Origin of the sequence: Mesorhizobium sp. (assembly GCF_004962925.1) — a bacterium.
Classification (GTDB): domain Bacteria; phylum Pseudomonadota; class Alphaproteobacteria; order Rhizobiales; family Rhizobiaceae; genus Mesorhizobium.
Genome location: NZ_SUEO01000018.1, coordinates 1,098 through 9,953, shown reverse-complemented (window position 1 = coordinate 9,953; position 8,856 = coordinate 1,098). Strand labels below are relative to the sequence as shown.

At 62.1% G+C, this 8,856-nt stretch carries 12 protein-coding genes and 2 pseudogenes (1 of these 14 cut by a window edge); 7 read left to right on the top strand and 7 right to left on the bottom strand.

Annotation, left to right across the window (positions count from 1 at the left end):
- Positions 1-520: pseudogene (locus E5W87_RS06520) on the bottom strand (polyprenyl synthetase family protein) (it extends 250 nt beyond the left edge of the window).
- A 78-nt stretch (positions 521-598) separates the two neighbouring features.
- On the opposite strand from E5W87_RS06520, the gene E5W87_RS06515 reads away from it, so the two are divergent.
- The 3 genes from E5W87_RS06515 (at position 599) to E5W87_RS06505 (ending at position 2,335) form a co-directional block, all read left to right on the top strand.
- Positions 599-1,369, top strand: a complete 771-nt coding sequence (locus E5W87_RS06515) for a transglycosylase domain-containing protein (protein ID WP_292395118.1) — start codon at positions 599-601, stop codon at positions 1,367-1,369.
- 137 nt (positions 1,370-1,506) lie between these two features.
- Positions 1,507-1,689, top strand: coding sequence for a 50S ribosomal protein L32 (rpmF, locus tag E5W87_RS06510; RefSeq protein WP_006203806.1), 183 nt, complete (start codon positions 1,507-1,509; stop codon positions 1,687-1,689).
- 244 nt (positions 1,690-1,933) lie between these two features.
- Positions 1,934-2,335, top strand: a complete 402-nt coding sequence (locus tag E5W87_RS06505) for a hypothetical protein (RefSeq protein ID WP_292395116.1) — start codon at positions 1,934-1,936, stop codon at positions 2,333-2,335.
- A 33-nt stretch (positions 2,336-2,368) separates the two neighbouring features.
- Here E5W87_RS06505 and E5W87_RS06500 read toward each other — a convergent pair.
- From E5W87_RS06500 to E5W87_RS06490, 3 genes and pseudogenes are all read right to left on the bottom strand, one after another.
- A pseudogene (locus tag E5W87_RS06500) lies at positions 2,369-2,455 on the bottom strand (heme-binding protein); the annotation flags it as partial.
- A gap of 12 nt (positions 2,456-2,467) precedes the next feature.
- Positions 2,468-2,701 (bottom strand): hypothetical protein, encoded by a 234-nt coding sequence (locus tag E5W87_RS06495; RefSeq protein ID WP_029348749.1) that lies wholly within the window; start codon positions 2,699-2,701, stop codon positions 2,468-2,470.
- A 93-nt stretch (positions 2,702-2,794) separates the two neighbouring features.
- Positions 2,795-3,307, bottom strand: a complete 513-nt coding sequence (locus tag E5W87_RS06490; RefSeq protein ID WP_292395114.1) for a helix-turn-helix domain-containing protein — start codon at positions 3,305-3,307, stop codon at positions 2,795-2,797.
- A 103-nt stretch (positions 3,308-3,410) separates the two neighbouring features.
- Here E5W87_RS06490 and E5W87_RS06485 point away from each other — a divergent pair, with 103 nt between their 5' ends.
- Entirely contained in the window at positions 3,411-4,259 is an 849-nt protein-coding gene (locus E5W87_RS06485) for an alpha/beta hydrolase (RefSeq protein ID WP_292395112.1), read from the top strand.
- A 64-nt stretch (positions 4,260-4,323) separates the two neighbouring features.
- Positions 4,324-4,980, top strand: coding sequence for a glutathione S-transferase family protein (locus tag E5W87_RS06480; protein WP_292395110.1), 657 nt, complete (start codon positions 4,324-4,326; stop codon positions 4,978-4,980).
- Positions 4,981-5,054: 74 nt separating this feature from the next.
- Here E5W87_RS06480 and E5W87_RS06475 read toward each other — a convergent pair whose 3' ends face one another.
- The 3 genes from E5W87_RS06475 to E5W87_RS06465 all read right to left on the bottom strand — a co-directional run bounded on the left by E5W87_RS06475 (position 5,055) and on the right by E5W87_RS06465 (position 6,887).
- Complete coding sequence (locus E5W87_RS06475; RefSeq protein ID WP_292395108.1) at positions 5,055-5,330, bottom strand: helix-turn-helix transcriptional regulator; 276 nt, start codon at positions 5,328-5,330, stop codon at positions 5,055-5,057.
- A 31-nt stretch (positions 5,331-5,361) separates the two neighbouring features.
- Complete coding sequence (locus E5W87_RS06470) at positions 5,362-6,609, bottom strand: MFS transporter (RefSeq protein ID WP_292395106.1); 1,248 nt, start codon at positions 6,607-6,609, stop codon at positions 5,362-5,364.
- 83 nt (positions 6,610-6,692) lie between these two features.
- On the bottom strand, positions 6,693-6,887 hold the full coding sequence (locus tag E5W87_RS06465; RefSeq protein WP_126104587.1) for a DUF1192 domain-containing protein: 195 nt from the start codon (positions 6,885-6,887) through the stop codon (positions 6,693-6,695).
- 192 nt (positions 6,888-7,079) lie between these two features.
- Here E5W87_RS06465 and E5W87_RS06460 point away from each other — a divergent pair, with 192 nt between their 5' ends.
- Both E5W87_RS06460 and E5W87_RS06455 read left to right on the top strand, forming a co-directional pair.
- Entirely contained in the window at positions 7,080-8,093 is a 1,014-nt protein-coding gene (locus E5W87_RS06460; protein WP_292395104.1) for an NAD(P)H-quinone oxidoreductase, read from the top strand.
- A 132-nt stretch (positions 8,094-8,225) separates the two neighbouring features.
- Entirely contained in the window at positions 8,226-8,366 is a 141-nt protein-coding gene (locus tag E5W87_RS06455) for a DUF1127 domain-containing protein (protein WP_095487275.1), read from the top strand.
- Positions 8,367-8,856: the final 490 nt, after the last annotated feature.

Sequence of the window (8,856 nt, the reverse complement as noted above, 5' to 3'; positions counted from 1 at the left end):
CCTCAAGGTCGAGCATCTGGCCGCCGACCATGCCGCCGGCTCCGGCGGCGCGGGCCAGCGCCAGCACCAGCGCCGCCCTTCGTTCGGCCGGCAGCATCGTCGCTTCGTCAGCAATGATGTCGAAGGCGAGCGCCAGCAATGCATCGCCGGCGAGGATGGCAGTCGCCTCGTCGAAGACCTTGTGCACGGTCGGCTGGCCACGGCGCAAATCGTCATCGTCCATGGCCGGCAGATCGTCATGGATCAGCGAATAGCAATGCACGCATTCGAGCGCCGCCGCCACGCGCAGCGCCGCCTCGCCGTCGGCGGAAAACAGCGCGGCACTTTCCATGACCAGGAAGGGTCGCAGGCGCTTGCCGCCGTTCAGCACGCCATGGCGCATCGCCGCCATCAGACGTTGCGGCCGCGCGATCTCGCCTGAAAGCGGGCGATCGTCGAGGAGCCGCCTGAGCAGCGCCTCGAGCGGGCCAGCGCGCCCGACAAGCGTTGCCTCGAACGGTATTTGATCGTCTTTCGTCATCGCCGGGACCGGTAGCCGACACTCAGACGTTGCGCAAGAAGCCAAGCGCCATTATGCCGGGGCAGGGAGTAGCATGGATTGGGCGGCTTGGCGGAACCGATCGTCGATCACGAAACCGAAGGGCTGGACATGGTGAGGCCGAAACGCGGCAACCGCATCGGTCTCAAACGCTGGCCCCGGCGCTGGGTCCGGCGCGGCATCACCGTCGCCGTCGTGCTGGCGCTGATGCCGGTGGTGTTTACCTTCCTGTATCTGCCGCCGTTCGTGCATCCGGTGTCGACCCTGATGCTGAAGGATCTGGCGACGTTTTCCGGCTATGATCGGCGCTGGGTCTCGATCGACGATGTGGCACCGGCACTGGCGAATTCGGTCATCATGTCGGAGGACGGGCAGTTCTGTTTCCATCGCGGCATCGACCTTGGCGAGTTGAGGGGCGTCGTCGACGACGCGCTGGCCGGCGAGATGACGCGCGGCGCCTCGACCATCACCATGCAGACCGTGAAGAACCTCTATCTGTGGTCGCGGCCGCTGGGATCGGTCCGGAAAGTCGTCGAGCTGCCGCTGGCTTTCTATGTCGACATGGTGATGTCGAAACGGCGCATCATGGAAATCTATCTCAACATCGCCGAATGGGGGCCGGGCATCTATGGCATCGAGGCCGCCGCCCAGCACCATTTCGGGGTTTCGGCAAAACGATTGTCGCGTCGCCAGGCCGCGCTGCTTGCCGTCACCTTGCCGAACCCGATCGTACGCAACCCGGCGAAGCCCGGACCGGGACTGAGGCGGCTGGCCGCGCTGATCGAGCGGCGCGCAGGCCGGTCCGGCGCCTATGTCGGCTGTCTGCGCTAGCTTAAAAAAATTCGCGACGGCGCTGGCCAAAACGGCACAGGGCGTGTATAGGCACCCGACTTTCTCAGATTCCGGCCCTGACGCGGCCCTTTCACGAGGGCAGCCGGGGCGTTTTGACCATGTAGTGGAGCATATCCATGGCCGTACCGAAACGAAAAACCTCTCCGTCGAAGCGCGGCATGCGCCGTTCGGCCGATGCGTTGAAGGCCCCGACCTATGTCGAGGACAAGAATTCCGGCGAGATGCGCCGCCCGCACCATATCGACCTGAAGACCGGCATGTATCGCGGTCGCCAGGTTCTGGAGCCGAAGGAAAGCTGAGACAGCTTTCGACGGTTTGTGACGTCCGAAGGACCGGCCATTGTGCCGGTCTTTTGCATTTTTGCGCGGATGATCGCTCACCGAACCAATTTCAGCCATTCCAGCAACCGTATAAAACGGCTGCCGGGCCGGCTGACATTGTTATTTCGCACGGTCTTTGTCCGTGTTCGCAGTCGCGTACGAAAATTCTTGACGGCGAACGCCGGGCGCATTCTACAGAAGGCAGTCCAATCGGAGCCGCCTGATGTTCGGTGCCATCCCGCTGCTGATCGTGCCCTTCGTCCTTTATAATCTCGGGCTTCTGGGAATATTCGGCGGTGGCGACGACCCCTGGGCAAGCGAACTGTTCTCGATCCGCATGATGTCGGGCGGTGTGTTCTCGCTGACGCTCGGCGATCTGATCGTGCTGATCGGGCTGATCCTCTTCTTCGTCGAAATCGTAAAATCGACGCGCACGACGAGCGCATCGATCATGGACCATCTGCTGTCGACGTTCGTCTTTGTGGCGTTCCTGGTCGAGTTCCTGCTGGTGAAGGGCGCGGCGCACTCGGTCTTCTTCACACTGATGGTCATCGCGCTGGTCGACGTCCTGGCCGGCTTCTCGGTATCGATGCGAGCGGCCACCCGCGATATTAACATGAACTAGACTTGAGGCCGGCCTTAGCCCGGGTCCGGCGGTGAAGCCAGCCGCTTGGATGGCGGCGGCTTCATCATTGTCCGACGTATCGCCGGAAATGCCGACAGCGCCGACGACGGGGCCGGTCGCAGCGAACCAACTCTATTTTTTCTTGGCGCGCGCCGGCTTCTTCACCGGAGCAGCCGGCGCATTGGCGAGGTCTTCGGCTTCCTTGGCGAGGCGCAGCGCCCTTAGTTTATTGGTCTTTATCTGGCGAGCGTCGCTCTCTGCGACATATTCCGCCATCGCCTTCTGACGAACCGTGGCTGCCTCTTCCTGCTTCTTGAAACGCAAATCTGCCCGCGCGCGGGCAGTATCCTTAGAGTTCTCAACCAAGGGCTTTTCCAATCCCGTAAATTATAGTTTTCAACCCCTTAATAGCAGAGCCGGCCTGAAATGGGGAAAATAAGTTGGTCACGCGCCAGGATCTCACCCGGCGTCTGGCGCCTTTCGGGCGACAACCGCCTCGTATCCGGCCTGCAAGGTCGCACGCACGGTAGCATCCGGCGGCGTGTCGGAAGGTGTTCCCAGATGTTCGTGGCGCAGCTCGTCCATGAATTTTTCCCACATCGGCGGGCCGCCCTTTTCCAGAAGCTCGGCGCGGATCGAGAGTTCCTCGCTGACCGGCAGCCAGACGCGACCCCAGGCGCCGAGATGCGCCAGGATCGGCACCAGCGTTATCGCCATTTCGGTCAGGCTGTAGATCGCCTTCTGCTTGTGGGTGGGGTCGTCGGCCCTGGTCAGCATGCCGAGCTCCATCAGCCGCTTCAGCCGATCGGCGAGGATGTTGGAAGCGATGCGTTCCAGCGATCCGTTGAGCAGTTCGCGAAAGTGGCGTTTGCCGCCGAATATCATGTCGCGAAGAATGATCAGGCTCCACCGGTCGCCAAACACTTCAAGCGACAGGTTGATCGGGCACCCAGACCGGCGATCGATGCTCATGCGATTCTCCGAAAAAAACTGGTTGCATAATTATATCGGTTTTATTATCGTGCAACTGATTGCAAAATGCAATCGGTTTTGCAGAAAGGAGATCGCGATCATCATGAAGGCTGCGGAGCCCGAAATCGCATCCCAGACGTTTGGCGATCCCGCACATCCACCGATGCTGCTGATCATGGGCGCCATGGCTTCGATGCTCTGGTGGCCGGAGGCGTTTTGCCGAAAATTGGCCGGCAAGGGTCTGTTCGTGATCCGCTACGACAATCGCGATACCGGCCGTTCGACCAAATATGCGCCGGGCGAACCGCCTTACACATTCGACGACATGGCAGACGACGCTATCCGCGTGCTCGATGGTTATGGCATCGCGAAAGCGCATGTGGTCGGCATGTCGATGGGCGGCATGATCGCGCAGCTTGTGGCGCTGAAACATCCATCGCGGGTCATCTCGCTTAACGCGATCAGCACTTCTCCTGTGGGAACCGACACGTCGCAGCTGCCGGGGATGACCGAGGCCTATATGAAACATTCGGCCAAAGGCGCTGATGTCGATTGGTCGGAGCGCGACCAGGTGGTCGACTTCATCGTCAAGGACGCGCACGCGATCGCCGGCACCGCGCATCCCTTCGACGAGAAGCGGACGAGGGCGTTCGTCGAACAGGATTACGACCGATCCGGCGGCTTCTTGAGCGCGACCAATCATTTCATGCTCAAGAGCGGCGAACATCGGGGCGGCGAGGACGGGAAGGGCCGCCTGCACGAATTGAAGGTTCCGCTCCTCGTTATCCACGGCACCGAGGATCCGATCTTTCCGATCGAGCATGGCGCTGCTCTCGCAGCGGCAGTTGCCGGCGCGAGGCTTGTCCGCATCGAAGGCGGCGGCCACGAACTGCATCCCGACGATTGGGCCGTGATCGTCGATGCCATCGTCACCCATACCCAAGCCAGGTAACTAGCAGGCCGAACCTCGACACCGACCGTCCGCGAGGTGAACCATCAAAGGAACGAACAAAACGATGTCCCTGACGATGCATCTTCATCCGCTGGCGTCCTTCTGCTGGAAGCCGCTGATCGCGCTCTATGAGAATGGCACGCCGTTCACCTCGGTCGTCGTCGATCTCGGCAATGAACAGTCGCGCGGGGCGTTCCTGAAATTGTCGCCGGCCGGTAAGATGCCGGTGCTGCGCGATGAAGCGCTGGACCAGACTGTGCTGGAATCGACGATCGTCATCGAATATCTCAGCGCGTATTATCCCGGACCGGTCGAGCTGATCCCTGCCGATGCCGATCTCGCCCGCCAGACCCGCCTCGCCGGCCGATTTTATGACTTTTACGTGCAGCACCCGATGCAGAAGATCGTCGGCGACCGCCTGCGGCCGGAAGGCAAGACCGATCCGTTCGGCGTCGAGGAGGCGCGCGCCCAATTGCGCAGCGCCTACGCCATCATCGAACAGGACATGCAGTCGCGGACATGGGCGACGGGCGAGGCCTTCACCATGGCCGACTGCGCTGCCGCCCCGGCGCTGTTCTACGCCAACAAGGTCGAGCCGTTCGGCGACAAATATCCGGCGGTGAGACGCTATCACGGCCGGCTGTTGCGGCGGCCGTCTGTCGCCCGCGTGATCGAGGAAGCGCAGCCCTATTTCAAGCTGTTCCCCTACAACAACGGTTAGGCTCGATGCTGTACGTCCCGCCTAACGACGCGCTTAGCGCTTCTCTGGCCAAGACGTGACGGTGCATCTCCGGGTCAACCCAGCTGCTCTGCGTCCCAGAACTGGTCGAGCCAGATGTTGAGCTTCAGGAAGCCGGCACTGCTGACCGTGTAGACGCGTCTTGTCCCTTCCGGCTTGGCGTTGACCAGCCCGGCGTCGAGCAGCACTTTCAGATGCTGCGAAACAGCCGGGCGCGAGACCGGCAACCCGGCGGCCAATTGGTTGACGGTCTTCGGGCCGCGCCGGAGCTCTTCCAAGAGATAGCGCCGGTTGGGATCGGCAATCGCCATGAAGGCGTCGGAAAACATCATGCCTTATTTGTGAGGCAAAGTTTTCCAAATCTCAACCGTTGGTTTCAGGCTTTCTGCGCGGATCGAGCCGCAGTGCCTCCGGCGTGATCGAGCGCTCAGCCGGTTGTGTCTTGAACGCGTCGCGGTCTTCGATCGGCACCGGCGCGCGCCGGCTGATGCGCAGCAGCGTATAGCCTGCCAGGCAAAGATGCGCGAAGGCAGTCGCAAGGAACAAGGCTTCCGGCCGCATCCAAGCCATCAGGCCGGCGGCCAGCAGCGGTCCGATCATCGTGCCGAAACCGTAGAGCAGCAGCAGGCCGCCCGACACTTTGACGAAATCCTCGGCCCGGGCGTGGTCGTTGGCATGGGCCACGGCGATCGAATACAGCGTGTAGGCAAAGGCGCCATAGGCGGCGGTGCAGACGATGACGAAGACGCCGGAGCGCGGCTCGAACAGGAAGACCGCGACGGCGAACAGCGCCGCGCCGAAGGCCAGGCCCGCAAGCACAAAGCGGCGGTCGGTCTTGTCGGAGAGACGCCCGGCCGGAAGTTGCATGGCGGCGCCGGCGACGACCACCAGGCTCATCATCAGCGCAATCTCGGCCGTGGAAATGCCGATGCGGGCGCCATAGACGGCGCCGAGCGTGCCCCAGGCGCCGTTGGCGATGCCGATCAAAACGCAGGCGATCGCCGACACCGGCGAATTGACATAGAGCCCCTTGACGTCGAGCGAGACGTCCTGCAGCGGCTTGGGGTGCGAAGCCGTCGACACTGCGGTCGGAATGAGCGACAGGCAGAACAGGATGCCGGTGATCATGAACAGCGAGGCCGACTTCACGTCGCCCCCGGCAACGATCATCTGGCCGCCCATGATCGAGGCATAGGTGACCATCATGTAGAGACCGAAGACGGCGCCGCGGTTCTCGTTGGTGGACTTCTCGTTCAGCCAGCTTTCGATGACCATGAAGGCGCCGGCCATGGTGAAACCGGTAAAGGCGCGCAGCAGGATCCAAAAATATTCGTCGATGATCAGGCCGGTGAGCAGTGCGACGATGGCTCCCGATGCCGCAAAGGCGCCAAAAGCGCGCACATGACCGGCGCGGCGCACGATGCGCGGCGCAAAGAAGCAGCCGGTGACGAAGCCGCCGGCCCAGGCCGTGCCCATCAGGCCGAGCGATGCGGTCGAGAAACCTTCCAACTGGCCGCGCAGCGGCAACAGCAGCCCGTGCAGTCCGGTGGCAGCCAGCAGGAAAGCGGTGCCTCGAAGCAGCGAGAGGATCGGTCGGTAGCTTGCAAACATTTAGCTGATCCGGCAGGAATTAGGGAGGATCTGAAGACAGTCGCATTCGGGCTTTTCGGCGGCGGGCGCTTCGGCTCTGGAAACTATCCGCGGCGGAACAGCGCCTCGGCCGCTGATTTGGTGGTGCCCTTGGACTTGAGCTCGGCTTCCAACCGGGCGATCTCGTCGCGCAGGATGCCGATCCGCTCGGACAGTTCGTCGACGGAAAGCAGCGACAGATCCTGGCCGATCTCGTGCGGGCGCGCTTTCTTTTTGGGTTCGTCGTCGAAGATCGCCATCGTCGCTCCTCCCTGATGCGCAAAAACTTAGACGGCTACAGCGTCCTTTGCGCGTCCAATCGGACGCCCGGCGCTGCAGTGGCCATTTGCCTGATTTGGCAATCAGCATACATAGGGCAGGGGCATGGATGCAAATAGTCGGCAAGAAACTGGCAGCTGGCAAGAAACTGGCGAAGCGAGACGGGAAAATTCATGGCGAGTGGACAGAACAGAATTCCGGCGACGATGATCGCCATTGCGATCTCGGAACCCGGCGGACCGCGAGTGCTGAAACCGGAAACGCGCGACGTGCCCGTGCCGGGTCCCGGCGAAATTCTGATCCGGGTGCGCGCCGCCGGTATCAACCGGCCGGATGTGCAGCAGCGCAAGGGCGTCTATCCGCCGCCGCCTGGTGCGTCGGACCTGCCGGGCCTCGAAGCGTCGGGCGAAGTTGCAGCTCTTGGCGACGAGATATCGCGCTGGCGCGTCGGGGACCGGGTCTGCGCACTGACGCCCGGCGGCGGCTACGCCGAATACGTCAAGGTTCATGCCGGCAGCGTGTTGCCGCTGCCCGCCGGCTTTACCCACACCGAAGCGGCGGCGGTGCCGGAAAACTACTTCACGGTCTGGCATAATGTCTTCGAGCGCGGGGCCTTGAAGAGCGGCGAGACGCTGCTCGTGCACGGCGGCTCGTCCGGGATCGGCACTACGGCGATCCAGCTCGCCTCGGCCTTCGGCGCCTATGTCATCACCACCGCCGGCAACCAGGAGAAGTGTGATGCCTGTCTGAAGCTCGGCGCCGACCGTGCGATCAACTACCGCGAGGAGGACTTCGTCGCGGCGGTCAAGGACGCGACCGGTGGCCGGGGCGCCAACGTCATCCTCGACATGGTCGGCGGCGACTATGTGGCGCGAAACTACGAGGCCGCCGCAGTGGAAGGCCGCATCGTCCAGATCGCCACGCAGAGCGGGGCGACAGCCACCGCCGATTTCTCGAAGATCATGGTCAAGCGGCTCACCCACACCGGCTCGACGCTGCGGCCGCGGACCGTCGAATTCAAGGCGGCAATCGCCGCAGCGCTGGAGGCGCAGGTATGGCCGCTGCTCGGCACCCGCAAGGTAGCACCCGTCATGGACATGATTTTCCCGCTCAAGGAGGCGTGGCGGGCGCATGAGCGGATGGAGGAGGGCGAGCATATCGGCAAGATCGTGCTCGATGTCGGCTGACGGGCGCTAAACAAGCTGAACAAAAGCTTAATTGTGCAATGCAAGAAACGCATTGCGGCCATGCAAAAGCGTCTGTTCAACTTTTCATCAACGATGCCTATTTGAGCGGCATCGAAACGATGGAGGACTACCATGAACCCGATCCGTGCTTTCCGTAACTGGCGCATGTACAATGAAACCGTGCGCGAACTGAACCGCCTGAATGCTCGTCAGCTCAACGATCTCGGCATCAACCGTGCCGACATCGAGAGGATCGCCCGCAAGGCGCTTTGATCTCGAGCGTGGTTTCACCCGAAAGCGTCAAGTCGCCCTTTTTGCGAAATGGCGCCTAGGTCCGAGATCATGCTTTAGAAGCCAGAGCCGCAGCAGACGGGTTTCCCCGTCGCCGGTTCCGAGCCCGCTGGACCCTGTCCGGCGGGTTTTGTCGTTTGAGGTCCGTGTAACAGCGGCGGCTGCGTATATCTTTCTCAATAACCAAGCGCAGCAAAGCCGAGCGCAACCAGGGCTCCTCCCAGCACGATGTCCGCATGCTTTCGGAAACGACCGTAAAATCGCCGCGTGGCCGGCTGGGAAATGGAAAGGCCGAGAAGACCAAACCAGGCGATCGCAATGGGCAAACACCAATGCGATCACGGACAGGTGAGTTGCCCCGCGAGCATTTAAATTCAGCGTCGAGGATGCGAAAAACAGCGCGGTGGCAGGATTTGCCGCTGCGGTGATAAATCCCAGCCGGAAGTACCGAACGATTGGAACCGGCTTCGGC